The organism is Frigoribacterium sp. PhB107, assembly GCF_003751515.1.
Lineage (GTDB): Bacteria > Actinomycetota > Actinomycetes > Actinomycetales > Microbacteriaceae > Frigoribacterium.
On the sequence record NZ_RJKU01000001.1, the window covers coordinates 940222 to 966530 of the forward strand.

Sequence of the window (26309 nt, forward strand, 5' to 3'; positions counted from 1 at the left end):
AACGGAGCCACCTGATGTCCACATCGACCCTCACCTCGTTCACCTCGCTCGCCAGCGACTTCTACGGGTACGAAGACCTGCTCACCGACCGCGAGAAGTCGGTGCTGGCCGACCTGCGGCACTACCTCGAGACGGAGGTGAAGCCGATCGTCAACGACCACTGGGCCCGGGCGGAGTTCCCGACGAGGATCGTCAAGGGGCTCGCCGACCTCGGCATCTTCGCCCTCCCCTGGGAGGAGACCCGTCCGTTCGAGAACTCGGCCGTGTTCCGCGGCTGGGTCGCGCTCGAGCTGGCCAGGGTCGACGCGTCGGTCGCGACCTTCGTCGGCGTCCAGAACGGCCTGGCGATGGGGTCGATCAGCGTCGGTGGGTCCCCCGAGCAGCGGGCCGAGTGGCTGCCGAGGATGGCGAGCGGTGAGCTCGTGGGGGCCTTCGGCCTCACCGAGCCGCTCTCGGGCTCCGACTCGGCGCAGGGCCTCCGCACGGTCGCGACCCGGGACGGCGACGACTGGGTGCTGAACGGCTCGAAGCGCTGGATCGGCAACGCGACCTTCAGCGACCTCACGATCATCTGGGCCAAGAGCGCCGAGGACGGCCAGGTCAAGGGCTTCATCGTGCCGACCTCGACCCCCGGCTACACGGCGACCAAGATCGAGGACAAGCAGAGCCTCCGCATCGTGCAGAACGCCGACATCGTGCTCGACGGCGTCCGGGTGCCCGAGAGCCTGCGCCTCCAGCAGGCGAACTCCTTCCGCGACACCGCCTCCGTGCTGCGGCTCACGCGGGCCGAGGTCGCCTGGGCCGCGGTCGGCAACTCGATCGGTGCCTACGAGGCGGCCCTGGCCTACGCCGGCGAGCGCGTCCAGTTCGGCAAGCCGATCGCCGCGCACCAGCTCGTCCAGGACCTGCTGGTCAAGTGCATCGGCAACATCACCGCCTCCCTCGGGATGGTCGTCCGCGTGTCGCAGATGCTCGACGACGGGAAGCAGCGCGACGAGCACGCCTCGCTCGCCAAGGCCTACACGACCGCCAGGATGCGCGAGACGGTGGCGCACGCCCGAGAGGTGCTGGGCGGCAACGGGATCGTGCTCGACTACGACGTCGCGCGCCACTTCGCCGACGCCGAGGCCCTCTACAGCTACGAGGGCACCCGCGAGATGAACACGCTCATCGTCGGCCGGAGCATCACCGGCCAGGCCGCGTTCGTCTGAGCACCGGCCCGGCACGGGGGCGCCGTCGTCTAGCCTGGTCCGCATGACGACGACGCTCCTCGTTCGCCGTGCCGCGCCGGCGCCTCCCGAGCGTGCCCGCACGCTCTTCGCCACGCTCGTCTTCCTCGTCCTCCTGGGCGGCGACGTGCTGCGCAACGCGACCAGCTTCTGGGGCTGGGGCGTGGTCTGCGGCGTCATGGTGATCGCCGCGGCGGTCGTCGTCGTGCGGCACCCGCCGCGGGTGCGGACGCTGCCGCGCCTCCTCGTGCTCTGGTTGGCCTTCGCCGTCGTCTCGCTGGCGTGGTCGCAGTACCCCGCCGCCTCCGCCATCGGCATCGTCGCGACGCTGGCGACGACCCTCGGGGCCGTCGCCGTCACCTCGACGCTGCCCTGGCCGTCGATCGTCGTCGCCCTGGGCCGCGCGCTGCGGCTGCACGTCGGGGCCTCGCTGCTCTTCGAGCTCGTCGTCGGGGTGTTCGTGCGCCGGCCCGTGTGCCCGGTCTACCTCGACTGCTCGGGCGGCGTCCCCGACGCGTTCTTCTGGTCGCGGGCAGAGCTGTTCACGGGCGGCCGCATCCAGGGTCTCCAGGGCAACAGCAACATCCTCGCCGTGTTCGCCCTCCTCGCCCTGGTGGTGACGGCCGTGCAGCTCTCCGCCGGCCAGGTGACGAAGAACGCCGGCCGGGTCGGCATCGCCGCGGCCGTCGTCGCGCTCCTGCTCACGCGATCGGCCACCACGGTCGTCTGCGCCGTCGCCGTCGCCCTGGTGCTGCTCCTCGTGACGAGGCTGCGGGCGACGCCCGTCGAGAGGCGCGGGCGGGTCTACGGCGCCGCCGCGGTCCTGGCCGTGCTCGCGGCGGGGCTCCTCCTGCTGGCGCGCCAGCCCCTGCTCGCCCTCGCCGGCCGGAGCGGCGACCTCACCGGCCGCACCGACATCTGGTCCGCCGTGCTCGACCTCGGCGTGCAGCACCCTGTCGTCGGCTGGGGCTGGGTCAGCTACTGGATCCCCATCTCGGAGCCGTTCATCGACCTCGCCGAGCGCAACGGCGTCGTGTACCTGCAGGCGCACGACGCGTACCTCGACGTCTGGTTCCAGCTCGGCTGGGTCGGCCTCGTGCTCTTCCTGCTCGTCGTCGTCGGCGTGCTGCTCCGGGCGTGGTCCTGGGCGACGGACCGCCGCGTCCTCGGCGTGGCACGCGAGGCGGCGTGGTCCGCGCTCGACCTGCTGCCCGTGCTGCTGCTGACCCTCCTCCTCGTGCACGGCCTCACCGAGTCGCGGCTGATCGTCGAGTGGGGCTGGGCGATCTTCGTGGTCGTCGTCGTGGTCACGCGACGGGACGCCTACGGCTGGACGGACCGCGACCGGTGATCGACGGGCTCGGCCCGCGACGTCGCGACCCCCTGCGGCGGTACCTCTCGGCCTGGGTCGGCTTCTCCGCCGGCGGCCACTTCTCCCAGGCGCTCTCGGTGGCGATCGTGCTCTTCGCGTTCTCGACGCAGGCCATCCGCTCGGTGATGGGCTGGCCGGGCGCAGTCGCCGTGCTCGCGACGCTGCTCGTGCTCGCGGCGCTGTCGCTGTTCGGCGGCCGGCACCACGTCGAGTGGCACGGCATCCTGCCGGTGTCGCTCATCGCGCTCTTCGGCTTCATGGCGATCAGCGTGCTCTGGAGCGAGTACACGTGGGTCACCGTGGGAGGCGTCGCCTACGCCGCAGGGTTCGGGGCCCTCGGCCTCTACCTGGCGCTGGGGCGGGACCTGGTCCAGGTGGTGCGAGCCGTCGGCGACGCGCTGCGCATCGTCCTCGTCGCCTCCATGTCGCTCGAGGTGTTCGCCGGGTTGCTGATCGACCAGCCGATCCGCTTCCTCGGGATCCGCGGCGACCTGGCGCTCGGCGGGCCGATCCAGGGCCTCGCCGGCACGCGCAACTACCTCGGCTTCCTGGCGGCGCTCGCCCTCGTCACCTTCGTGGTCGAGTTCCTGACCCGGTCGGTCCCCCGGTCGCACGCCGCCGCGTCCGCCGTGCTGGCCGCCGTGACCCTGGTGTTCGCGCGCTCGCCCGTGGCTGCGCTGGCGGTCGTGGTCCTCGTCGTGGCCGGCCTCGCCCTCCGCGCCCTGCGCAAGGCGCCCGAGCACCGGCGTCCCCTGCTGCAGAGCGTGCTGGCCGTCGTGGTCGTCGTCGGCGGCGCGGTCTCCTGGGCCCTCCGCGACTCGCTGCTCGCGAGCGTCGACGGCGCCTCCGACCTGAGCGCACGGTCGTTGCTCTGGGCGCGCGTCCGGAGCCTCGCCAGCGTGCACGACATCACCGGGTGGGGCTTCGTGGGCCAGTGGCCGGCCGAGATCTTCCCCTTCTCGACCGTCCTGGCGCCGGACGGCCGCCCCTACGCGACGGCCCTCAACGCCTTCTTCGACATCTGGCTGCAGCTCGGCCTCGTGGGCGTGCTGCTGCTGGTCGTCTCAGGAGCCCTCGCGCTCGTGCGGAGCTGGGCGACCGCCTCCGGCCACCCGATCGTCGCGTACGTCTGGCCGGCTCTCGTGCTGGTGCTGATCGGGGTCACCGCCCTCGCCGAGAGCTTCGTGCTCTTCGAGGGGACGCTCATGCTGTTCGTCGCGATCGCGACGATCGCCGCCCGCAAGCGGTCGTGGCGCTCCCGCCTGCCCCAGCTCCCGGGACGCGCCGACCCGACCGACCGGTAGGCGGCGGTGCGCCGTCGGGGCCCGGCCGTCAGCCCTCGACGACCCAGCCGGGGCCGGGACGACGCCCGAGCAGGGTGGCGAGGCGCCGCTGCACGCCCCACACGGTGACGCGGGCCATGGCCTCGACCACGATGGCCTGGCTCATCTTGGACTCGCCCAGCTCGCGTTCGCGGAACTCGATGGGCACCTCCACCACACGGCCGCCGCCGTCGAGCGTGCGGAGCGTCATGTCGACCTGGAAGCAGTAGCCCTTGGAGTCGATCCCCGCGAGGTCCATGGCTGCGAGGGCGTCTCGGGTGTAGACGCGGAAGCCCGCGGTCACGTCCTTGAGACGGAGGCCGAGGGCGAGCCGCGCGTACAGGTTGCCCCCGCGGCTCAGCAGCTGGCGGGAGACGGGCCAGTTCACCACGGAGCCGCCCGGGACCCACCGGCTGCCGATCGCCAGGCTCGGGGTCCACGGGGCGTCGCCCGTGACCTGCGAGATCATCTCGGGCAGCGCCTCCGGCGGGTGCGAGCCGTCGGCGTCCATCTCGATGACGAAGTCGTAGCCGCGCTCCAGGCCCCAGCGGAACCCCTTGACGTACGCCGAGCCGAGGCCGAGCTTGCCGGTGCGGTGCGCGACGTGGACGCGTGCGTCGGCGGCGGCCATGCGCTCCGCCAGCTCGCCCGTGCCGTCGGGGCTGCCGTCGTCGACGACGAGCACGTCGATCTCGGGCACGGCCGCGAAGAGGCGCCCGAGGATGATCGGGAGGTTCTCGACCTCGTCGTAGGTGGGGAGGACGACGAGGGCGCCTGCGCCGGTGTGCGTGTTCATGGGTGCCTTCCTGTGGACCGTCGTCAAGACTAGGGCCGGTCCGTTGCGACGGGGCCGGGGGCGGCTGCGGCGTCAGCCGGCACGGGTGCGTCCGTGACGGCGCTCGTGCTCGCGCTCGCGCTCGCGCTCGGACCGTCGGCATCCGCGGTGTCGGACACGGAGCCGTCGCCCCGCGGGCTGTCGGCACCCGCGGCGAGGACGAGCCACCGCGCGGCGACGGTCGCCACGGCGACGCACGCGAGGAGGAGCACGGCCCAGCCGACCGTGCCGAGCAGAGGCGGGTGCCACGCCGGCTCGGAGAAGACACGCGGCCAGGGAGCCGAGAGCCCGGCGCTGTAGCGACGGAGCGACGTCAGCAAGCACGCCAGCTGCGCGGCCCCGATCACGACGAGGACGCAGGTCGCGAAACGGCGGACGTCCTCCGCGCGCCTGCGGACCGGCAGGGCGTCGCCCACGGCCCACGCGGCGACGACCACGAGCACGACGACGGCGGGCATCGTGTAGCGCCCCTGCCAGATGTAGCCCGACTCGGCGACGCTCGACGCCTGGACGGCGGCAGGCAGGACGAGGACGGCGAGCGCCGCCGTCCCGACAGCGACGCGTCGTCGCACCGAGTCGCGGAGGAACAGGGCGGCCGCGACGACGAGCCCGAGCAGCACCGAGTACAGGAACACCACGTACCCGGGGGCAGGCGTGTCCAGCCACCCGAAGTTGCCGATCGCCTGCGCCGAGTAGTCGGTCGTCGTCTCGAGCACGTGCACGAAGCCGTCCGCGGGCGTCGTCCCGGCGCCGCCGTACACTCCCACGGCGTCCAGGGAGCCCGACCGCAGCGTCCACAGGACGGCCGGGACCGTCGAGGCCGTGACGACGAGGACGCTCAGCAGGACGGGAGGGCGCACGACCCGCGAGACGAAGCGCGGGACCCCGACCGCGATCGCCACGACGAGGACCGCGACGCCGAGCCAGAGCGGGGAGAGCCCCCGGGTGTGGACGAGCAGCCCGCCGGACGCCGCGAGCGAGGCCGCCAGCCACCACGACGCCCGTCGGCCGGGAGTCGTGCTGGTCACGACCAAGAGAGAGGAGGCGAAGGAGGCGGTGGTCGCGATCTCGAGCGCGTTGGGGTTCACGGACCCCATCAGGAAGTAGGTCATCGGGGTAGAGACGGCGAACACGGCCAGGACGGGGAGCACGGGGCGGGGAAGGCGCGCGAGGGCGGTCACCGCGGCGGCGAGGAAGAACGCGCAGGCGGCCGCGCTCGCGAGCCTCATGAGGAATATCTGCCCCTTGCCCAGCTCGAGCAGGGAAGGCCATCCCACGAGCACGTAGTAGACCGGGTTGTAGAGCCCCGCCGTCGTCGTCGCCGCGACGAGCTTCGTGTCCGACCCGAACGGGAGGAGGCAGTCGGCGGTGACCTCCGAGGCGTGCGACATGCAGATGGTGTTGGCGCTGCCCGCCACCGTCTCCGGGACCTGGACGATCTTGTCCTGGGGGCGTGCGCCCGGAGCGCCGATGAGCTGCCCCCGGACCGTCGACGCCGCCTTGATGATGTGGGACGGCTCGTCCGGGCTGGCGCCGATCGGCGTGCTCAGGGCCCAGAGCGCCGCCGTGCCGAAGAAGACGAGGAACGCGACGACGAACAGGGCCACCGGACCGGCCCGGCCGACGCGACCGAGGACCTCGGCGTCCGTCCGGGTGCGGGCTCGTCGTCCGGGTCGTCTCGGCTGGGCTGGGGCGTGCACTCGTTCTCCTCGTCGCGGGTGGCCGTGTGGCCCGGGCCTGGGCCTCGGCTCGGTCGAGCAGCGAGGGGCGAGCGCGGCACGCGCGACCAGGACCCGCAGATCATACCTACCTGCACCCTCCCTCCCCGGCCCGCCGCGCTGCGGCTCCCGCTCCCCGGACTCGCGCGCCGCCGTCCGCTCGCCGCGGACCTGCCCGGCTACGATTGAGCAATGCCCACCGCCCTCGAGCAGACCCTCATCGTCATGCCCGCCTACAACGAAGAAGAGGCCGTCGGCGACGTCGTCCGTGAGGTGCTCGCCGCCCTCCCGGGCGTGGCGTGCCTGGTCGTCAGCGACGGGTCCAAGGACCGCACGGTCGAGATGGCCGACCGTGCGGGTGCGCGCGTCCTCGAGCTGCCCTTCAACCTCGGCGTCGGCGGCGCGATGCGAGCCGGGTTCCGGTACGCCCTGCGACACGGTTTCCACAACGTCGTGCAGATCGACTCGGACGGACAGCACAACCCGACCAGCGTGCCCCGCCTGCTCGACGAGCTGGCGGAGCACGACGTCGTCATCGGCGCGCGCTTCGCCGGGGAGGGCGACTACGAGGTGCGGGGGCCGCGGAGGTGGGCCATGCAGTTCCTCAGCGTCAGCCTCAGCCGCATCGCCAGGACGCCGTTGACGGACACCACGTCGGGCTACCGGGGCGCGGGGCCCCGGGCCGTCGAGCTCTTCGCCGAGAACTACCCGGCCGAGTACCTCGGCGACACGGTGGAGTCCCTGGTCATCGCGGCCCGACACGGGCTGTCGATCAAGCAGGTGCCCGTGTCGATGCGGCCACGAGCGGGCGGCGTGGCGTCGCACAACCCGGCGAAGGCAGCCCTGTACCTCGCGAGGGCCGGGCTCGCCCTCGTCGTGGCCCTGATCCGCCCGATCAACGCGACCGCCCGAGAGGTGGCCGCCGCGTGAACGTCACCAGCTACGTCTTCAGCATCGCGGCCAGCCTGCTCGCCGTCGGCGTCGTCGTCGAGAGGCTGCGTCGTCGACGGCTCCGGGAACGGCACGCCGTCTGGTGGCTGGTCGCCGGTGTCGGCGCGCTCGTCATCAGCGTCTTCCCACAGCTGACGGCGTGGGCGGCCGACCTGGTCGGCGTCGAGCAGCCGGCGAACCTCGCCTTCTTCGCCAGCATCGTGATCATCTTCCTGGTCTGCGTCCAGTTCAGCGCGGAGCTCACCGACCTCGAGGACAAGGTGCGGAGCCTCGCCGAGGAATCAGCCATGAACGACCTGCGGCTGCACGACCTCGAGAAGGCCCAGGACGCCGGGTCCCGGACTCACGACGGTCGCCCCGACCTCCCCTGACCGGCGTCGAGGTCGACGCCTGTCGGTCGGGGACGTGTCAACGGGCGGGTGGCGCGTCCTCGTCCTCGTCCACCGTGGTCGCCTCGTCGGCCCCACGCGAGCGGGAGCCGTCCGCGAAGACCCAGAACTTGTACGCCGCGTAGTTCCACGTCGTCGTCATCGCCGTCGACACGAACTTGCCCACGACGTATCCCGGGCCCAGCCGGTCGAAGAGCTCGATGACGGCGATCGTGGCCAGGGAGTTCACGAGGACGAGCACCCCGTACTTCCAGAGCGAGTGCCAGGAGGAGCGGTGCGACCGGAAGGTCAGGAACCGCTGGAGGGCGTAGCTGACCAGCAGACCGGCCCAGAAGGCGACCGCCCCGGCCACCCCGAGGGGCCACCCGAGGACGTCCCGGCCGACGATCAGCAGGCCGAGGTCGACGACGAACGCGAGGCCGCCGACGACGAGGTACACGAACGGCCCGTACAGCCGCCCGCTCCGGAAGTCCGCGAACCTGGCCGCGAGGCCCGTCACGGACGGGTCCCGACGGGGTCCTGTCCGGACGGACTGTCCGGTCTCGTCCGTCGACGGCCCCTGGCCTCCCCCACGGGCTCGTGGAGCTCACCCTGCTCGTTCACCAGCTCGGGATCCTCGACGTCGCCCGCGTCGCCGGCCCCGTCCCCACCCGACGAGAGGACGGCCTGGCGCCGGCTCATTGCGAGGACGACGAGGAACGCGACGCCGAGCACGAGGCAGCCCGCCGCGATGAGCCCCGTCCACACGGAGGTGGACAGCACCGGGGGGCGCCACGCCGGCGTCTCGAGGAGGGCGACCCAGGAGGCGGAGAGACCGACCGCGTTCCTGCGCAGGAAGGTCATCAACGCGACGAAGGCCGCCGCGGAGTGCACGACGACGACGAGCAGGACGACGCGTCGACGCAGGGTCGAGGAGAGACGGTCGAACGACGGGGCGAGCGCCACCGCGGCCACCAGGACGAGGAGCACGTAGACCGGCAGGTTGTAACGGCCCTGCCAGACGTAGCCGGACCGCGTCACGGACGCCGCCTGCACCAGCGCGGGGATGAGGACGTAGCTCGCGAGCGAGAGCAGCACGGCAGCCTTGACCCGGCCGGAGGTCGGGACGAGCACGGCGGCGAGCACGAGCCCCCCCACCCCGACGAAGTAGGCGAAGACCACGTACGACGGCACCGGGGTGTCGAGCCAGCCGAACTTGCCGATGAGCTCCTGCCCGAAGTCGAACGTCCTCTCGAGCATGCGGACCAGTCCGCCCTGGAAGCTCGTGCCCGCACCCGGGTAGAGGCCCACCGCGCCCAGGGACCCGGACTTGAGGGTCCAGATGACGGCGAGGACGGACGAGACGGCCACGGCGACGACCGCGGCGAGGACCTGAGGCCGTCGGACGTGCTCCCAGAAGGCACGCCAGCCGACGAGCACGGCGGCGACGACGACGATCACGGCCAGCCAGAGCGGGGAGAGCCCTCGTGCGTGCACGAGCAGTCCGCCGGAGAGGGCGAGCAGGAGGCCCTGACCCCAGCCCACCGGGCGTCCGGCGAGGAGGCCCGAGACGAGCGTCGCGGCGAAGGCGGCCGCGGTCGCCACCTCGAAGGCGTTCGGGTTGACGACGCCGCTCAGGAAGTACGTCGTCGGCGTCAACGCCCCGAAGGCCGCGAGCACCGGGAGCACCGGACGCGGCAGCCGTGACAGCGAGGCGACGGCCGCGGCGAAGAACACAGAGCACACGAGGGCGCTGACCAGGCGCATCGCGTAGAGCGAGGCCTTGCTGCCGTCCAGGACGAGGGTCGGCCATCCCACGAGCACGTAGTAGACGGGGTTGTAGAGACCCGCGCTGGTGGGCTCCTCGACGATGGCGTCCGCATCGCTCGGGAACCCGGGAGCACAGTCCGCGGTGACCTCGGGCTGGAACCTGGCGCAGTCGGCCTCCGCCGAGTAGGCGACGCCGGCGGGCACGTCGACGTCGCGGATCTGCGGCAGCCCGTCCGTCACGTCGCCCAGGAGCTCCCCGCGGACGACCGACGCGGCCTTGATCAGGTGCGCCGGCTCGTCGGGGCTCGCGCTCAGCGGGGTGGTGACCGCCCAGAGGGCGCTCACGCAGCCGAACCCGATCAGGGCGGCCAGGAAGACGGCGAGCCAGCGGCGGGCGGAGCCCGCCACGGCGGGGCGGTTGCTCGTGGGTCTCATGGGTGGTCCTCTTCGGGGTCGTGCTCGTCCCGGGCGCGGTCCGTGGCCTGCGCGCAGGCGATCGACGACGGGCATCCGGGGAGGGGACGAGAAGAGCTCCGCGTCCCCCTAGAGCCTAGGCGAGGGGCGCAGGCAGGGAGCGGAGGCCGCCGTGGCGCGCCCTCGCGGACGGGAGCCGAGGCTGCCCGCCGCGAGGGCGCCACGCTGCGATCAGGGGACGGTGACGGTCCGGCAAGTGAGCTGCGGGTTGACGCCGCCCCGGGTGTCGATGGCGTAGACGCAGACGTCCTGGACTCCGGAGGGGGCCGCGACGACGGCCTCGAAGCCGTGCGCTGCACCGGCACCGGGGAAGATCCGGGCGATGTCCGAGCGCGACGTGTTCGCGGTCAGGGCCGTGCCGCGAGCGCCGACGTAGACGTGGACGGCCATCGAGGTGGCGGGCTCGTCGGGGTCGAGCGCCCAGCCCGAGACCGCGACGCCGGACGAGGTCGCCCGCACGACGTCGACCGCGCCGACCGGCGGCCTGTTCTGCACGACCACGGTCTTGCACCCGAGCACGGTGGTGGCCCCGGCTCCGACGTTGATGGCATAGGCGCAGACCTCGTGCCGTCCCGGGGCCGCAGCCACCTGGGAGGACCACCCGTGGGCGGCACCGTAGCCCGGGTGGATGCGTCCGATGTCGCTGCGCGGCACGTCGGCCTTGACCGCGCGGCCCACGCCGTCCACGTAGACGTGGACGTCCACGGCGTCGCGCGTGTCGGGGTCGAGGGCCCATCCCGAGGCGGTGATGCGCCCGTCGCTCGCCTGCGCGGCGTCGAAGGCGCCGACGGGCGAGCCCGCCATGACCGTCACGGTCCGGCACTCGAACAACCGGTTCTGACCCGCACCCGTGTTGATGCCGTAGATGCAGACCTGGTGGTCGCCGGGCCCGGCCACGAACGAGGCCGAGTAGCCGTGGGCCGCTCCCTGACCGGGGTAGGCGCGTGCCACGTCGGCACGGGACCGGTCGGCGACGAGCGCACGGCCGACCCCGTCCACGTACACGTGCACCGGGATGCTCGCGGTCGTGTTCCAGTCGAAGGCCCAGCCGCTGACCTCGAGGCCGCCGGGCGCCGCCCTGACCGCCTCGACGGTCCCGACCGGAGACGGGTCACGGACGTCGACCGTCCGACAGCCGAGCTGAGGCGTGTTGCCCACGCCGTTGCCGATGGCGTAGACGCAGACCTGCTGGGGTCCCGGCGAGGCCGGGAGCGTGACCGAGAACCCGTGACGGCTCCCCGAGCCGGGGAACGTGGCCGCGACGTCAGGCCGGTCGAAGGCCGCAGTCACGGGGGTGCCGACCGCGCCGACGTACACGTGCACCGGGATGGAGGCGCTCGTCGTCCGGTCGAGGGCCCACCCGGACACGCTCACCGTGCCCACGCCGGCGGTGACCGCCTCGACGTTGCCGGTGGCGGTGACGACCGTGCCCGTGGGCGAGCCGAACCACGAGTTGAAGTACACCCAGAAGTTCCGGTTTCCGTAGGCGGAGCAGGCGTCGCCGGTGCCGCTCAGGTTCGCCAGCGCCGCCGCGTTGGGCGTGTACGGCGTGTAGTAGTAGAGGTTCGCGGTCGCCTGGTTCCGGACGAAGACCGTCTTGGAGCCGCAGGCGGCCGACGGGTTGTACTGGATGGTCCGGTCGGCGCCCGGAGCGTACTGCTGGAAGTAGTTGCTCGTGCCCGCCGGGTTCGCGTAGCGCTTGAACTGCCACGCGGCACGGTAGATCTGGTTGTACACGCCGGCGTAGGTGGGGTCGCAGCCGCCGTTCGCGGAGTCGGGGCAGGCGTAGCCCATCGCCCTCTCGACGCGCGCGTCCGAGGGACCCCGGGCGGCGGAGCCGGAGATGAGGCCCTGCTCCTTCTGCAGCGTGACGAGGAGGACCTGGGGGTTGATGCCGCACGCAGCGCCGACCTTGGCGATGATGCGCGCGACGGACTCGGAGCCGGCGCCCTGGTACGTGCCGCACATGGCGTCCGCACCCCGCGTGGCCGTGTCCGTCCGCTTGACGTTCATGCAGTTCGTGTTCGTGCAGGAACCGATCTGGGCGTCGAGGAACTGCTGGATCTGCCCCTCGTTCATGGCGCCGCCGTTGAAGAAGACCTGGTCGGACACGATGTAGCCGGGATCGAAGTCCGCCCCCGACAGAGCCTGCGCGGGTTCTGGAGCAGCGGCCAGGCCGACCCCGACGAGGACGGAGGCGGCCAGGGCCGCCGATGTGACGAGTGCGGTGAGTCTTCTCACGAGGCGCCTCCCTGTGGCGTCGACGGGTCTGGCCGCACGGTCGTGCGTCGCCGATGGCGCCGGAGGTGACCCGGAGCGTCGGCAGACCCTCGAGGAGCCTAGGCGACGACGCTCCCGGGGTGCATCCCCTTCTCGGGGGTCACCGGGCGAGGCAGCACCGCTCGACCCGGAGGCGGTCGGCCCGCGTCGCTCCGTCCCGTCGACGGTGGGCGAGGGCCGTCGAGACGAGCCGAGGCAGCTGGCCCGCCAGGCGGGCCCACTGCCCCCGCGTGAGGTGAGAGGGACCGAGCGGCGCCAGGTCCAGGGCGGCCCGGGCGGCCGCCCGGACCAGCACACGGAGGACCATGCCCGCTGACCCGTTGCGCAGCACCACGGCGACGCGGTTCCGCATGCTCTGGTACTTGATGAGCGCGCTCCCGCTGCTCGAGCTCCCCGCGTGCCGGTGGACGGCGACGGCGAGCGGCTCGGCGACGACGTCCCATCCTGCGAGCCTGAGCCGCCAGGACACGTCGAGGTCCTCGTAGTACATGAAGAGCGAGGTGTCGAAGCCGCCCACCTGGTCGAGGGCGTCCCGCCGCACGAAGCAGGCGCCGCCGGAGAAGCCGAAGAGCGGTTCCGGCCAGCCCGGATCGGACGCGACGGGCTCGAGCCAGCCCCGGTCGAAGCCGTTGCCCCACGCGTCGACCGCGACGCCCTCTCCGTTGAGGAGGCGGACCGCTCCCCGGGTGTCGCTCCGGGCCCAGCGACGGCCGTCCCTCGCCGTCAGGACGTGCGCCTCGGCACCCCCACTCGTACCCGCAGGGACGAACGCCCCCTCGAGCTCGACGCGCGCGGCCACCGCCGCCGTGCCCCGCCCCGCCTCCGTCAGCGTCCGCAGGCCTCGTGCGAGGAAGTCGGGCCCGGCCACGGCGTCGTTGTTGAGCAGGACGACGACGTCACCCGTCGACGCCTCGACGCCGGCCTGGACCCCGCCGGCGAATCCCGTGTTCGTGGTCAAGGGCACGACGACCACCGCGGGGAACTCCCGGCGGTACGCGGCGACCTGCGCATCGTCGGCCTCGTTGACGACCAGGACGAGGTCGACGGACTCGGTCTCGCTCTGCTCCGCCAGGGAGGAGAGGCACCGGCGCGTCAGCTCCGGGCGCCTCCAGTCGATGATGACAACGCTCGCTCGCACGCGACCATCCTGTCAGCCCCGGGTGCCGGGATCGACATGGTTATAGTTGGGGCTGCCCTCGGGCACCCCGACCGGCCGATCACTTGGGAGCACACGTCTTGACCGTCACCACCACCGGCACCGTCTCAGTCGTCATCATCAACTACCGAGGCACCGACGACACGCTCGAGTGCGTCGCTCAGCTCAACGAGGTCGACTGGCCCGCGAAGCAGCTCGAGATCGTCGTGGTCGAGAACGGCTCGGGAGACGACAGCGAGGCTCGTCTCCGGGCCGCCCTGGGCGACCAGGCGAACGTCAAGCTGGTCGTGTCGGACGAGAACCTCGGCTTCACCGGCGGCAGCAACCTCGGTGCCCGGACCGCGACCGGCGACTTCGTCGCGTTCCTCAACAACGACGCGAAGCCCCACCGCGACTGGATCCGGGAGGGCATCGCCGCGTTCTCCGCCAGCCCCCGCATCGGCGCGGTGGCGAGCAAGGTGCTCGACTGGGACGGCAAGGCGATCGACTTCGTCGAGTCGGGCCTGTCGTGGTTCGGCATGGGCTACAAGAACCACACCAACGAGCAGGACGACGGACGCTTCGACGAGCAGCGCGACCTGCTGTTCGGCACGGGGTCCGCCTTGTTCGTGCGACGCGCGCTCTTCCTCGACATCGGCGGCTTCGACGAGGACATGTTCATGTTCTACGACGACGTCGACCTCGGGTGGCGCCTGAACCTCTACGGGTACCGCGTGCGCTTCGCTCCCGACTCGATCGTCTACCACAAGCACCACGGCTCGATGAAGAGCTTCGGTGAGCACCGCGAGATGTACCTCCTCGAGCGCAACGCGCTCCACATGCTCTACAAGAACCTCTCCGAGGACAGCCTCGGCACCCTCCTCCCGGCCGCGTTCGCCCTGCTCGCCCGGCGTGCCGTCGCGAAGGGGAAGCTCGACTCGGAGTCCTACGACCTCCGTCGCTTCACCGGCGCCGCCGACGAGCACGACGAGACGACGCCCGTGCACAAGGACACCGTCGCGGGCCTGTTCGCCCTCGACCAGTTCGTCGCTGACCTCCCCAAGCTGAAGAAGCGCCGGGACGAGATCCAGTCCCGCCGGGTCAAGACCGACAAAGAGGTGTTCCGCCTCTTCGGCAACATCTTCCACCCCCTCTTCGGCGACGACTACTTCCTCGAGGGCTTCACGAAGATCCAGGACGCGTTCGGGGTCAACCGCCCGATGATGCGCAAGCGGGTCCTCGTCATCACCGGCGACGCGCTCGGCGAGAAGATGGCCGGGCCGGGCATGCGCGCCTGGAAGATCTCGGAGGCGCTGGCCGAGCACAACGACGTCCGGCTCGTGACCTGGAACGTCGCGAACCGTGCGTCCGAGACCTTCGAGGTCGAGCGGGTCCGGCTGCAGGACGAACGAGCCATGAAGGTCCACGAGGAGTGGGCCGACGTCATCTTCTTCCAGGGCTTCGCCCTCCGGCACTTCCTCACCCTGCAGAAGTCCAACAAGGTCATGGTCGTCGACCTGTACGATCCCATGCACCTCGAGCAGCTCGAGCAGGGCCGGGAGATGGGCGACGCCGCGTGGCGCAACCAGGTCCTGGTCACGACCGAGGTCGTCAACGAGCAGCTCCAGCGGGGCGACTACTTCCTCTGCGCCTCGGAGCGGCAGCGCCTGTTCTGGATGGGCCAGCTCGCCGCGGTCGGACGCATCAACCCGGACACCTACGCCGCCGACGAGAACCTGCGGGACCTCATCTCCATCGCTCCCTTCGGCATGGACAGCACGCCGCCGCAGCACACCCGCAAGGCGATCCGCGGTGTGGTCCCCGGCATCGGCGACGACGACAAGGTCGTCATCTGGGGCGGCGGCATCTACAACTGGTTCGACACCCCGACCCTGGTGAGGGCCATCGGCGTGCTCGCCGAGCGGCGCCCCAACGTGCGCCTGTTCTTCCTGGGCGTGGCCCACCCGAACCCGGACGTGCCCGAGATGGCCATCGTCTCGAAGACCCGTGAGATCTCCGAGCAGCTCGGCCTCACCGGCAAGAACGTCTTCTTCAACGAGAACTGGGTCGCGCTGGACGACCGGCAGAACTACCTGCTCGAGGCCGACGCGGGCGTGAGCACGCACTTCGACCACGTCGAGACCACGTTCTCGTTCCGCACCCGGATCCTCGACTACATGTGGGCGAACCTCCCCATCGTCACGACCCGGGGCGACAGCTTCGGCGACCTCGTGGCTGCTGAGGGGCTGGGGGTGGCCGTGACCGAGCGCGACGTCGACGGCCTCGCCGACGCCCTCGAGTCCATGCTCTTCGACGAGGAAGCCATCGCCGCGGCCAAGGAGAACGTCGCCCGGGTCGCCGCCGACTTCACCTGGGAGAAGGCCCTCGCTCCGCTCATCCAGTTCTGCCACGACCCGCACGTCGCGCCGGACCGGGCCCACGTCGCGGCCGATGCAGGCCGTCACTCCGGCGGCGTCGTCGTGCCCTCGATCGAGAAGTCCCCGGAGCAGCGGTTCCACGAGATCGCCAACAGCCGTCACGGTGTCCGGCGGGACGTCCTCCTGGCCCGTCACTACCTCACCTCCGGGGGCGTCGGAGAGCTCCGCGGCAAGGTCGTCACCCGCCTGAACACCATCCGGGACAGCAAGAACGGCCGATGACCGTTCGCGCCTCGCTGATCCCCGAAGATCAGCGAGGTATAGTTCCCTGTTCTCCGACAAGCGAGGTATGACCATGAGCAGCACCGTCAGCGAGAGGTTCGCGCGACTCCGCGACGAGCCGATGATCCCGGCCGGACGCCCCGCCGGCGGGACCTGGGGCTCGGTCCGAGAGGTGTTCCAGCAGCGACAGCTGCTCGACCTCCTGATCCGACGCGACCTCAAGTCGCGCTACAAGGACAGTGCACTCGGCTTCGCGTGGACCCTCATCAGGCCCCTCGTCCAGCTCGGCATCTACTGGCTCATCCTCGGCCAGATCCTGGGATCGGCGCGAGCCATCCCCGAGTTCGCGATCTACATCTTCGCCGGGCTCACCCTCTACGGGCTCTTCAGCGAGATCGTCTCCGGCGCCACGGGCTCCGTGGTGGCCAACGCCGGTCTCCTGAAGAAGGTCTACGTCCCCCGCGAGATCTACCCGCTGTCGGCCGTCGGCGGGGCGTTGTTCAACTTCGGGATCCAGCTGGTCATCCTGCTGATCGCGACGCTGGCGTTCCGGTCGTTCCCCACCTTCGAGAACCTCATGTTCTTCCTCCCCGCGACGCTGGTCATCCTCGTCTGGGGAACGGCCCTGGGCATCCTCCTCTCGGCCCTCAACGTGTACCTGCGTGACATGGCCTACCTCGTCGAGGTGCTGATGATGCTCCTCATGTGGGCCTCCCCCATCGTCTACTCGTGGCAGATGGTGTTCTCGCGCGCCACGGACGGCCCCTGGGAGTGGGTCCTCCCGATCTACACCAACAACCCCATCACCCTGGGGATCCTCGGCTTCCACCGCGCCTTCTGGACCGCGGGCGGGCCCGAGCAGTACCCCGACCACCTCATGCTGCGCATGGGCATCGCGATCCTCGTCGGCCTCGTCGCCCTGTTCTTCTGCCAGCGAGTGTTCGCTCGCCTGCAGGGCAACTTCGCGCAGGAGATCTGAGTCGTGCACCGAGAAAGGCCCCAGTCATGAGCACCGACAACATCCTCGCGGTCGACGACGTCGACTTCGCCGACGCCCCCACCGTCGTCAGCGTCAAGAACGTGTCCAAGCGCTTCGTCATCCGCCGCGACAACTCCCTCAAGGAGCGCATCGTGACGCTCGGCCGAGCTGGTCGGCGCCACAGCGAGGACTTCTGGGCCCTGAAGGACGTCACCCTCGACATCCCTGCCGGCACCACCATCGGGCTGCTCGGACCCAACGGATCGGGCAAGTCGACCCTGCTCAAGGTGATCGGCGGGATCCTCGAGCCCACGACGGGCGAGGTGAGCAGACGCGGTCGTCTCGCGGCGCTGATCGAGCTCGGCGCGGGTTTCCACCCCGACCTGACGGGGCGCGAGAACGTCTACCTCAACGCGGCGATCCTGGGCATCACGCAGGAGGAAGCCGAGGCGAAGTTCGACGACATCCTGCTGTTCAGCGGCATCGGCGACTTCATCGACACCCAGGTGAAGTTCTACTCGTCCGGCATGTACGTGCGCCTCGCCTTCGCGGTGGCCATCCACACGGATCCCGACGTCCTGCTCGTCGACGAGGTCCTCGCCGTGGGCGACGAGCAGTTCCAGAAGAAGTGCCTCGACAAGATCCGCGAGTTCCAGCAGCAGGGTCGGACGATCGTGCTCGTCAGCCACTCCCTCGGCCAGGTGCAGGAACTCTGCGACAGCGCCGTGGTCCTCCACCACGGCGAGGTCAAGTTCCAGGGGTCGGCTCGCCACGCGGTCAAGAACTTCCGCGAGATCCTCGAGGGACGCCGCGTCGCCGAGGCCGAGGCCGCGAACCCCGACGAGGACGCGACCCCCGGCTCCGTCGACAAGGTGGAGATCGCCTCCCCCGGGCGCGCCCCCGGCGAGGAGCTCCGACCGGGTGACGACCTCGTCATCCGCATGACGGTCTCGCACACGACACCGCTCGAGGAGTGGAACTCCGGCTTCAAGATCGAGAACCAGCACGGACACCTCGTCTACGGCACCGACAGCCGCAAGATCGGTCTCGTGCACAGCCCCCTCCACGGCACGACGACGGTGGAGTACCGTCTCGACGACCTCCAGTTCGGCGGCGGCCCCTACTTCATCCACTGCTTCCTGGCCAAGAAGACCGGTGAGCACATCGCGATCCTGCGCGAGGCAGCACGCTTCGTCATGGCGGACGACGACCGCCACGCCGGCATGACGCGCGTCGCCACCGCGGGTCGCGAACTCCGCGCCTGATCTTGTCCGTGCCCGTCCTCGTCGACGCGACGTCCATCCCCGAGAACCGAGGAGGCGTGGCGCGGTACATCACCGGCCTGCTCCAGGGGCTGGACCAGTCGGGCTCGCCCGTCACCGTCGTGGTGAAGTCCGCCGACCGGGAATGGCTGCGGACGAACGCTCCCGGCCACCGCTACCTCGACGCGCCGTCGATCACCGTCTCTCGCCCTGGGCGCCTCGTGTGGGAGCAACTCGGACTCCCCCTCCTGGCCCGGCGGCTCGGGGTGGCTCTCGTCCACAGCCCGCACTACACGTTCCCGCTCCTGTGGGCGCGCCGGAGCGTGGTCACCCTGCACGACGCGACCTTCTTCAGCGATCCGGCAGCGCACGGTCGTGTCAAGCGCTCCTTCTTCCGCACCTGGACCCGCCTCGCACGGCTCCTCGCCTTCCGCACCGTCGCGCCCAGCGCCGCCACGGCGGACGAGATCGAACGCTTCGTGCGCCGCGGCCACCGGACCGCCGTCGCGCACCTGGGCGTCGACCGCGGCGTGTTCCACGTGCCTTCCGAGGGAGACGTCCAACGCTTCCGGCGCGCCCACGGCATCCCCGAGGGCGAGCGGTGGATCGCCTTCCTCGGGACGGTGGAGCCTCGTAAGTCCGTGCCTGCGCTCGTCGAGGCCCATGCGCGGCTGTCATCAGCCCGTGGGGACGTCGCGCCTCTCCTCGTCGCCGGCGGTCTCGGCTGGGACGACGAGGCGACGGCACTGCTCCGTGCCGCCGGCGACGTGCCCGGCTCGAGCCTTCGCCATCTCGGCTACCTCCCCCTCGAGGAGCTCGCCGCGTTCCTCGGCGGGTCCGACGTCGTCGTCTACCCGAGCACCGGAGAGGGTTTCGGACTCCCCGTCCTCGAGGCGATGGCGTGCGAGGGAACCGTGCTGACCACCAGACGCCTGGCTCTCCCCGAGGTCGCCGGCGACGCCGCGGCCTACGCCGAGCCGGATGCCGACTCGCTCGAGCGCGCGCTGGGCGACCTCCTCGACGACCCGCGCGAGCGGAGCCGTCTGGCGTCCGCAGGCACCCGCCGCGCTGCGGAGTTCACCTGGCGTGCCTGCGCGGACGCGCACCGGGCGGTGTGGGCCTCGTGACCCGGGGCGAGGACGCCGTCACGGCGGACACCGCGATCGTCACCGTCAGCTACAACTCGGGGCGCTACCTCGAGGACTTCCTCGCGTCGACGGCCGCCGCGACACGGACGGACGTCCCCCTGCGGGTCGTCGTCGCGGACAACGACTCCGACGACGTCGTGCGTCTCGCGGCGACGACGCGGAGCCACGGTGCCGAGTTCCTCGAGCTCGGGCGCAACCTCGGCTACGGAGGCGCGGTGAACGAGGCCGTCCGACAGCTGGGGCCCGAGATCCGCTGGGTTCTCGTCTCCAATCCCGACGTCGTCATGGAGCCGGGCAGCCTCGACGTCCTGCTGTCCGTCGCGGGGTCGGACGACTCGATCGGAGCCGTCGGCCCCGCGATCGTCGAGCCCGACGGCTCGGTCTACCCGTCCGCGCGCCGAGTCCCCTCCCTGCGCACCGGCCTCGGGCACGCCCTCTTCGCCAACGTCTGGCCGGGCAACCCGTGGACCCGCGGGTACCACCGAGACGGCGAGCACGACGTCCGACGTGTCACGGGGTGGCTCTCCGGCGCGTGCCTCCTGGTCCGACGCTCCGCCTTCGACTCGCTGGGCGGGTTCGACGACCGTTTCTTCATGTACTTCGAGGACGTCGACCTCGGCCATCGCCTGGGACGCGCGGGCTGGACGAGCGTCTACGAGCCGGCGGCACGCGTCATGCACGTCGGGGCGCACTCGACGCAGAACTCCTCACGGGAGATGCGGCTGGTGCACCACCGGAGCGCCTACCGCTTCCTCGCCGGCAAGTACGACAGGTGGTACCTCTGGCCGCTCCGAGCGGTCCTCCGGGTCGCCCTGGCCGTCCGGGCACGAGCGAGGTCACCTCGACCGTGAGGTGACCGCCCGACGCGGCCGCCTCCCCTGCCTCCCACCACCCCCGACCCGAAAGCACCCCTCCCGATGACCCTGGCCCTCACCCTGATGATCCGCGACGAGGTCGACATCCTGCCGGAGTGGCTGGCCTACCACGTCGCCCAAGGCGTCGACGTCCTCGTCGTGACCGACAACGGGTCCACGGACGGGACCCGTGAGCTCCTCGAGGAATTCGCGCGCACCTCCTCGGTCACCGTCGACCTCCGTCACGACCCGGTCCACCGGAAGCAGCAGAGCGCGACGGTGACGGCCATGGCCCGGGACGCCCACGTCGTCCACGGTGCGGACTGGGTCGTCAACGCCGACGCCGACGAGTTCCTCATCCCGCGGGACCGCGACCTCACGCTGGCCGACGTCTTCGGCCGCCTCGACCCCGCCGTGCGCGCGTTCGTCGTTCCCGTGGTCAACATGGTCGGCCCGCTGGCGGAGTCCGGCGGCGGTCTGGACCGCCTCGTCTGGCGCGACCAGCGCGACGCCGCCGAGCTGCACGCCATCGGCCTCATCTCCCACCCCAGCGGCAACGCGATCCACGTGGGCGACCCCGACGTCTCGGTCGTGCAGGGCAACCACCTCGTGACGATCGCCCAGGGCGCCGTGCCCCCGGAGGAGCTCGGCCTCGAGGTCCTCCATTACCCGTGGCGCTCCTGGGAGCAGTACGCCCACCGCGTGGAGATCGCGGGGGTCGCGTACGAGTCGAACCCCGACGTGACGCCGAGCCCGAACCACCACGGGATGCGCGACTTCCGTCGTCTCCGGGCGGGGACGCTCAAGGCCTACTGGTCGCTGCGCAGCACGGCTCCCGGGCAGACCGAGACGGACTCGTTCGGCCGGGACGACAGCCTCCCCCGGTTCCTCGCCTCCATCGGGCGCGACCTGTCGACGACGGACCGGCTCCTCACGCCCGCGGAGGTCGACGCCCTGCAGGGAGCGGGACGCGGACTCGTCGAGCGGGACGACGCAGTGGATCGTCTGGAGGCCGTCGAGGCAGCCCAGACCGAGAACGTCCGTCTCCTGGAGGCGACGGTCGGACGGATGTCGGATCGCATCGCCGCCCTCGAGGGCCTCGCCAACGACCGCGAGCGTCAGGTGGCCGAGCTGAGCGCCCGGAAGGTGGTCCGCTGGGCCGACGCACTGGGTGACCGTGCCCGCGCCGTGAAGGGCACCCTCCGCCCCTAGGACGGAGCGCAGGCCCGCCGGCGGAGGCCTGGGCGACGTCGTCAGGCGGTCCGGAGCCGGACGAGCACCCGGTCGAGCAGCAGCCGAGCGCGCGCGTCGAAGGAGTGGTGCTCGGCGACCGACCGGGCACGCTCCGCGCGGGCTTCCTCGGGCTCCCGTTCGATGTCCAGGACGATCCGCCGCAGGTCGTCCGGGGTCTCGTACGTCCGGACGAGTCCGCAGAGCGAGTCCGACAGCCCGGGCACGGAGTCGGACACCACGGGGGCCCCGGTGGCGAGCGCGTCGAAGATGCGGTTCGAGACGAACCCCTCACGCGCCATGTCGGCCCAGTGGTCGTTGAGCACGACGCGTGCGCTTCGGTACGCGGCGGGGAGCCGCTCGTTCGGCAGGGACTCGCCGCGGACGACGCCCGGCGGGACGAGGCCGCTCCAGCCGTCGCCCCACACGGACACGTCGAGACCGGCCGCGACGGCGTCCCGGACGACGGGCCGGAAGACCCCGCGCGTGCGTCCCACGAAGAGGACGTCGGACACCAGCTCCGCGTCCACCGGGCCCGGCGCGAAGCGTCCCGGGTCGGTCGCCTGGAGCAGCGGCTCGACGACGTGACCGGTCTCGCCCGAGACACGGCCGGCCCAGGTCTCGCTGGCGGCGAAGCGAAGGTCGAACGAGCCCAGCTCGCCTGGGCTGACGAGGTCGGGATGGCTGATGACCCAGAGGACGTTGAGCGCGGACGGGCTGAGCGGTGTCCTGTCGAGGCCGCGCAGCACCAGCGAGACGTCGTCGAGGTCGTCGCTCCCGGGCCTGGCGTGCGAGAGACGGCGGTCGACGACGACGTCCTGGCCCAGGCCGGTCAGCGCTCCCGCGAGATCGCGGGCGAAGTGGGTGTCTCCCCAGTCGTCGCCCCGTTCTCCCGGCCACGCGGCCGTCTTGAGCGACCAGCGCAGACGGGGCGTCGGCTCGCGCACGAGAGCGGCTCTGCCGACGGAGCGGCGCAGGAGGGGGCGCGACACGCGGATCCCCGCGTGCTCCCCCGGGGGGACCGGCGAGACCGGCACGTCCGCGGCGACCTCGAATCCCAGACGGGCCAGGGCTCGAGGTCCGTCGACGTCCGAGAGCGCCCGCCAGGCGACCAGGAGGTCCTGCGCACCGGCGTCGAGGCTGCGGACCGGCGGCCTGGTCTCGAAGGAGCGCCCGCAGGGCGTAGAGACGACGCGAGCATGCGGACCCGCCCGACGCGCGACCTCGCGGGAGAGCCCGGCGACGGCGAGTCGCATGTCGGTCGTCGGCGGAGGCGCCGTCAGGCCAGAGGAGCGGACGGCGAGCACCGGGGCGTCCGCGGCGAAGACGTCGACCAGGCCGAGCCGCTCGGAGTCCTCGGCGGGGTGCCCCTCCAGGAGCGACGCCGGCGAGACCAGCGGCGAGAGCCTGAGGGCACCGGCGGTCGCCACCGTGCCGTCGAACCGACGCAGGACGCCCTGCACGACCACGGGCCCCCCGTCGCCGTCGCCGAGCTCGTCGACGAGACGGCGGAGGTGCGGGGCCGACACGACGACCGTGGAGTCGAGCAGGACGGCACGGGTGCCCTGCAGGTGCGGGACCGCCCAGCCCACGGCGGTCGACCACCCACGCGCCACCCGCCCCTCGAGGAGCGGGAGGGTGGGAGGGACGACCGGCGGCGCGTGGACCTTGCCGACCGCCTCCTCAGCCTCGTAGACGACCACGATGAGGTGCCAGCCCGTCTCCTGCGCGACCTCGCCCAGCCGTGCGATCACGTCGGGCCGGTCCGAGACGTCGTCGACGTCGAGCGTCACCACGAGGTCGACGACGTCGGCGACGAGCCCGGGAGGAGCCGTGACCGGAACGGTGCGGTCGAGCGGGAGCGCGACGAAGCGCTCGACCTCAGCCGGGGACGGCCCGCCCTCGGAGGCTCGCGACGCCCCGAGGAGCGCGACGAGGCCGCTCCTCAGGCGACGCAGCACGACCGCCTACGCGCTGAGCAGCCGACGGAGGTACACCCCGTAGCCGCTCTTGGCGAGGGGAGCGGCGAGCTCGGCGAGAGCCGCATCGTCGATCCAGCCGTTGCGCCAGGCGATCTCCTCGATGCAGCCGATCTTGTGGCCCTGACGGTCCTCGATGACGCGGACGTACTCGGAGGCCTGCATCATCGACTCGAAGGTGCCGGTGTCGAGCCAGGCCGTGCCGCGGTCGAGGACCTGCACCTGCAGCTCGCCCGCCTCCAGGTAGCGCTCGTTGACGGTCGAGATCTCGAGCTCGCCACGGGGACTAGGCTCGATCGTCTTGGCGATCTCGACGACCTTGTTGTCGTAGAAGTACAGGCCGGGCACGGCGTAGTTGCTCTTGGGCGCCGCCGGCTTCTCCTCGATCGACACGGCTCGGAAGTCGTCGTCGAACTCGACCACGCCGTAGGCCTTCGGGTCCGCCACGTGGTACGCGAAGATGGTCGCGCCGTCGACCTCGGCGTTCTTCTTCAGGTTCGACCCGAGGCCGACCCCGTGGAAGATGTTGTCGCCGAGCACGAGAGCGACGCTGTCGTCCCCGATGAACTCCTCGCCGATCACGAAGGCCTGGGCCAGGCCGTCGGGCGAGGGCTGCACGGCGTACTCGATGCGCATCCCGAGGTGGGATCCGTCGCCGAGGAGGGCACGGAACTGGTCGTTGTACTCGGGCGTCGTGATGACGAGGACCTCGTTGATGCCCGCCATCATGAGCGTCGACAAGGGGTAGTAGACCATCGGCTTGTCGTAGATCGGCATGAGCTGCTTGGAGATGCCCTTGGTGATCGGCCAGAGGCGCGTGCCGGAGCCCCCGGCGAGGATGATGCCCTTCACGGTCAGCTCTCCTTCGTGTCGAGGGTGGCGTAGAACGCTCGCATGTCGTCCCAGGTGGGGAGGAGGCCGGCGGCGGCCGCCTCGGAGAGGCCCGGCGCGTCCGTGTCCTTCGGCGAGAGCAGCGCCTCGCCCGCCTCGGGCGGGAAGACGAGTCCGATCTCCGGATCGAGGGGGTCGATGCCGTGCTCTCGCTCGGCGTTGAACGTGTCCGTCACGAGGTAGCTCACCGTCGCGTCGTCGCTGAGCGCCACGAAGGCGTGCCCGAGGCCCTCCGCGAGGTAGATGGCCCGACGGTCGACGTCGTCGAGCAGGACTGAGTCCCATTGTCCGAAGGTCGGCGAGCCGACGCGGATGTCGATGACGTAGTCGAGCACGGCGCCGTGCGTCGCGGTCACGTACTTCGCCTGGCCACGAGGGACGTCGGCGAAGTGGATGCCGCGGACGACTCCCCTCTTGGAGACCGACGTGTTCGCCTGCCTCAGGTCGATGGGGTGGCCCACCGCCTCGGCGAGCCGGTCGAAGCGGTACCACTCGAGGAACACGCCGCGGTCGTCGCCGAACTGCTTCGGCGTGACCTCGTAGCTGTCAGGGATCTTCAGTTCGCGGATCTGCACCTCTCGACCCTATCGGGAAGGCGGCAGGACCCGCATGTCGTCAGCGACCGGACCAGTCGGCCAGGCCCACGGCCGCGGACTCGGGGATCGAGAGCGAGCTCAGCACGTTGAGGAACGCCGTCCGGTTGAGGTCGCGGTAGGGCACCCCGAGGGACTGCATGGCGCTGACCATGCCCGAGGTCGTGAGGTGCTTGAGCGTGCGCACGCCCACGAGGCAGGTGAACCCCGGGCCGGTGCCGGACAGCGCTTCCGAGCATCTGATGATCAGCATTGAGGGTCCTTCGTTCGGGTCGTGGAGCGGGAGGAGGTCATCGTCGCCAGTAGTCGGCGCCGCCCGTCACCGCGGAACGCGGCACGGACAGGGCGTCGAGGGCGTTGAGGAACGTCGACGAGCTGACTTCGTAGTAGGGGACCCCGACGACGCGGGAGGCGTTGACCATGTCGAGCGACGTCAGGTGGCGGAGGTAGCGCACGCCGGCTACGGCGATGTACCCGGCGCCCACCGCCGGCAGCGTCTGCGAGCACCGCATGACGACGACGCCGAGTCCACGCTGCTCGGCCACGGCGCCGTCCCAGGGCCGGACGTAGTCGAAGTGCCAGGGCTCGGGTCGGGAGAAGCCGTTGCCCGTCGGGCTCCACCCGAAGGAAGGGCCGTTCGCGTCGAGCCACCGCTTCGCCGGCGTCCCCGCCGTCTGCACGCCCGCGCCGAAGTCGCAGGAGATGCCCCAGCCGTGGTTGGACGTGCCCGGGAAGGCCGCCAGGTTCCCGGTCCCCGCCTGGTAGCGATCCCAGTACTCCTGCTGCCGCGCGTAGTCGCGGTAGCCCTCGGTGATGTCGAGGGGACGGCCGATCGCGGACGAGAAGGCCAAGGACATGGAGAAGTAGTCCCGCGCGGCGTCCGACCGGAGGTACCCGGAGCCCTGTACGGACGAGAGGACCGCGGTGAGGGCGGAGGCGGGGACGCGCCCGTTCTGGTGCCCGCCCCACGCGCTCTGCTGCGCCTCGGCGAGCGCCTGTTCGATCGTGTACACGTCGCCGGCGGTCTCGGCGAGGGTCACCGCCGCCGACGCGGACCCGGCAGGCGCCAGGAGACCGGCCGAGAGGCCGGCGGCCCCGACCAGCGCCAGGACGCTCCGACGATCCACGCCACGCTCGGGAGAGGGCACAGAGGTCACCTCGAGGCTGTCGTTCATCGGCCCAACGGTCGCACGCGTCGCCGCGGGGGTCTAGTCCCCCGGCCGGGGGACACGCACGAGGTCCTGGGGGACAACCCGGAC

22 protein-coding genes are annotated in these 26309 nt (G+C 71.5%); 11 read left to right on the forward strand and 11 right to left on the reverse strand.

The window, feature by feature from the left end; genetic code table 11:
* Positions 1-14: 14 nt before the first annotated feature.
* The 3 genes from EDF18_RS04245 to EDF18_RS04255 are packed head-to-tail and all read left to right on the forward strand — an operon-like array spanning position 15 to position 3905.
* Positions 15-1211, forward strand: a complete 1197-nt coding sequence (locus tag EDF18_RS04245) for an acyl-CoA dehydrogenase family protein (RefSeq protein WP_123546521.1) — start codon at positions 15-17, stop codon at positions 1209-1211.
* Positions 1212-1254: 43 nt separating this feature from the next.
* A complete protein-coding gene (locus EDF18_RS04250; protein WP_123546522.1) occupies positions 1255-2580 on the forward strand; it encodes an O-antigen ligase family protein in 1326 nt (441 codons plus the stop codon).
* Entirely contained in the window at positions 2577-3905 is a 1329-nt protein-coding gene (locus EDF18_RS04255) for an O-antigen ligase family protein (protein ID WP_123546523.1), read from the forward strand. The genes EDF18_RS04250 and EDF18_RS04255 overlap by 4 nt, the downstream gene beginning before the upstream one ends.
* Positions 3906-3933: 28 nt before the next feature.
* Here EDF18_RS04255 and EDF18_RS04260 read toward each other — a convergent pair whose 3' ends face one another.
* Complete coding sequence (locus tag EDF18_RS04260) at positions 3934-4719, reverse strand: polyprenol monophosphomannose synthase (RefSeq protein WP_123546524.1); 786 nt, start codon at positions 4717-4719, stop codon at positions 3934-3936.
* Between the two features lie 29 nt (positions 4720-4748).
* Positions 4749-6458: a DUF2142 domain-containing protein gene (locus EDF18_RS04265; protein ID WP_158614606.1), complete on the reverse strand. Its 1710-nt coding sequence runs from the start codon at positions 6456-6458 to the stop codon at positions 4749-4751.
* 210 nt (positions 6459-6668) lie between these two features.
* Between EDF18_RS04265 and EDF18_RS04270 the strand changes: the two genes are divergently transcribed.
* Complete coding sequence (locus tag EDF18_RS04270) at positions 6669-7406, forward strand: glycosyltransferase family 2 protein (RefSeq protein WP_123547283.1); 738 nt, start codon at positions 6669-6671, stop codon at positions 7404-7406.
* A complete protein-coding gene (locus EDF18_RS04275; protein ID WP_123546526.1) occupies positions 7403-7798 on the forward strand; it encodes a DUF2304 domain-containing protein in 396 nt (131 codons plus the stop codon). The genes EDF18_RS04270 and EDF18_RS04275 overlap by 4 nt, the downstream gene beginning before the upstream one ends.
* Positions 7799-7835: 37 nt before the next feature.
* On the opposite strand, the gene EDF18_RS04280 is transcribed toward EDF18_RS04275, so the two are convergent.
* The 4 genes from EDF18_RS04280 to EDF18_RS04295 all read right to left on the reverse strand — a co-directional run bounded on the left by EDF18_RS04280 (position 7836) and on the right by EDF18_RS04295 (position 13457).
* Positions 7836-8315 carry a GtrA family protein gene (locus tag EDF18_RS04280; protein WP_123546527.1) on the reverse strand — a complete coding sequence of 160 codons (480 nt, stop codon included), beginning with the start codon at positions 8313-8315 and terminating at the stop codon, positions 7836-7838.
* On the reverse strand, positions 8312-10000 hold the full coding sequence (locus tag EDF18_RS04285) for a DUF2142 domain-containing protein (protein WP_123546528.1): 1689 nt from the start codon (positions 9998-10000) through the stop codon (positions 8312-8314). The genes EDF18_RS04280 and EDF18_RS04285 overlap by 4 nt, the downstream gene beginning before the upstream one ends.
* A 210-nt stretch (positions 10001-10210) precedes the next feature.
* Positions 10211-12280 (reverse strand): hypothetical protein, encoded by a 2070-nt coding sequence (locus tag EDF18_RS04290; protein WP_148050034.1) that lies wholly within the window; start codon positions 12278-12280, stop codon positions 10211-10213.
* Between the two features lie 139 nt (positions 12281-12419).
* Positions 12420-13457: a glycosyltransferase family 2 protein gene (locus EDF18_RS04295; RefSeq protein ID WP_123546530.1), complete on the reverse strand. Its 1038-nt coding sequence runs from the start codon at positions 13455-13457 to the stop codon at positions 12420-12422.
* Between the two features lie 98 nt (positions 13458-13555).
* On the opposite strand from EDF18_RS04295, the gene EDF18_RS04300 reads away from it, so the two are divergent.
* From EDF18_RS04300 to EDF18_RS04325, 6 genes are all read left to right on the forward strand, one after another.
* Positions 13556-16114: a glycosyltransferase gene (locus tag EDF18_RS04300; protein ID WP_123546531.1), complete on the forward strand. Its 2559-nt coding sequence runs from the start codon at positions 13556-13558 to the stop codon at positions 16112-16114.
* Between the two features lie 73 nt (positions 16115-16187).
* Positions 16188-17093, forward strand: coding sequence for an ABC transporter permease (locus tag EDF18_RS04305; protein ID WP_123547284.1), 906 nt, complete (start codon positions 16188-16190; stop codon positions 17091-17093).
* Positions 17094-17119: 26 nt separating this feature from the next.
* Positions 17120-18358 carry an ABC transporter ATP-binding protein gene (locus EDF18_RS04310; protein ID WP_123546532.1) on the forward strand — a complete coding sequence of 413 codons (1239 nt, stop codon included), beginning with the start codon at positions 17120-17122 and terminating at the stop codon, positions 18356-18358.
* Positions 18359-18366: 8 nt separating this feature from the next.
* Positions 18367-19482, forward strand: a complete 1116-nt coding sequence (locus EDF18_RS04315) for a glycosyltransferase family 1 protein (RefSeq protein ID WP_199732319.1) — start codon at positions 18367-18369, stop codon at positions 19480-19482.
* Positions 19479-20354: a glycosyltransferase family 2 protein gene (locus EDF18_RS04320; RefSeq protein ID WP_199732320.1), complete on the forward strand. Its 876-nt coding sequence runs from the start codon at positions 19479-19481 to the stop codon at positions 20352-20354. The genes EDF18_RS04315 and EDF18_RS04320 overlap by 4 nt, the downstream gene beginning before the upstream one ends.
* 66 nt (positions 20355-20420) lie before the next feature.
* Complete coding sequence (locus EDF18_RS04325; protein ID WP_123546535.1) at positions 20421-21569, forward strand: glycosyltransferase family 2 protein; 1149 nt, start codon at positions 20421-20423, stop codon at positions 21567-21569.
* A 41-nt stretch (positions 21570-21610) separates the two neighbouring features.
* Here the strand turns inward: EDF18_RS04325 and EDF18_RS04330 are convergent, their stop codons facing one another.
* From EDF18_RS04330 to EDF18_RS04350, 5 genes are read right to left on the reverse strand one after another with little or no spacing between them, the layout of a single operon-like run.
* Positions 21611-23548 carry a glycosyltransferase gene (locus EDF18_RS04330; protein ID WP_123546536.1) on the reverse strand — a complete coding sequence of 646 codons (1938 nt, stop codon included), beginning with the start codon at positions 23546-23548 and terminating at the stop codon, positions 21611-21613.
* Between the two features lie 6 nt (positions 23549-23554).
* Positions 23555-24418: a glucose-1-phosphate thymidylyltransferase RfbA gene (gene rfbA, locus EDF18_RS04335; protein WP_123546537.1), complete on the reverse strand. Its 864-nt coding sequence runs from the start codon at positions 24416-24418 to the stop codon at positions 23555-23557.
* Positions 24419-24420: 2 nt separating this feature from the next.
* The gene (locus EDF18_RS04340; protein WP_123546538.1) at positions 24421-25032 is read right to left on the reverse strand and encodes a dTDP-4-dehydrorhamnose 3,5-epimerase family protein; all 612 of its coding nucleotides are present in this window, start codon (positions 25030-25032) and stop codon (positions 24421-24423) included.
* A 40-nt stretch (positions 25033-25072) separates the two neighbouring features.
* On the reverse strand, positions 25073-25303 hold the full coding sequence (locus EDF18_RS04345; protein ID WP_123546539.1) for a hypothetical protein: 231 nt from the start codon (positions 25301-25303) through the stop codon (positions 25073-25075).
* 37 nt (positions 25304-25340) lie between these two features.
* Positions 25341-26225: a D-alanyl-D-alanine carboxypeptidase family protein gene (locus EDF18_RS04350; protein ID WP_123546540.1), complete on the reverse strand. Its 885-nt coding sequence runs from the start codon at positions 26223-26225 to the stop codon at positions 25341-25343.
* Between the last annotated feature and the right edge of the window lie 84 nt (positions 26226-26309).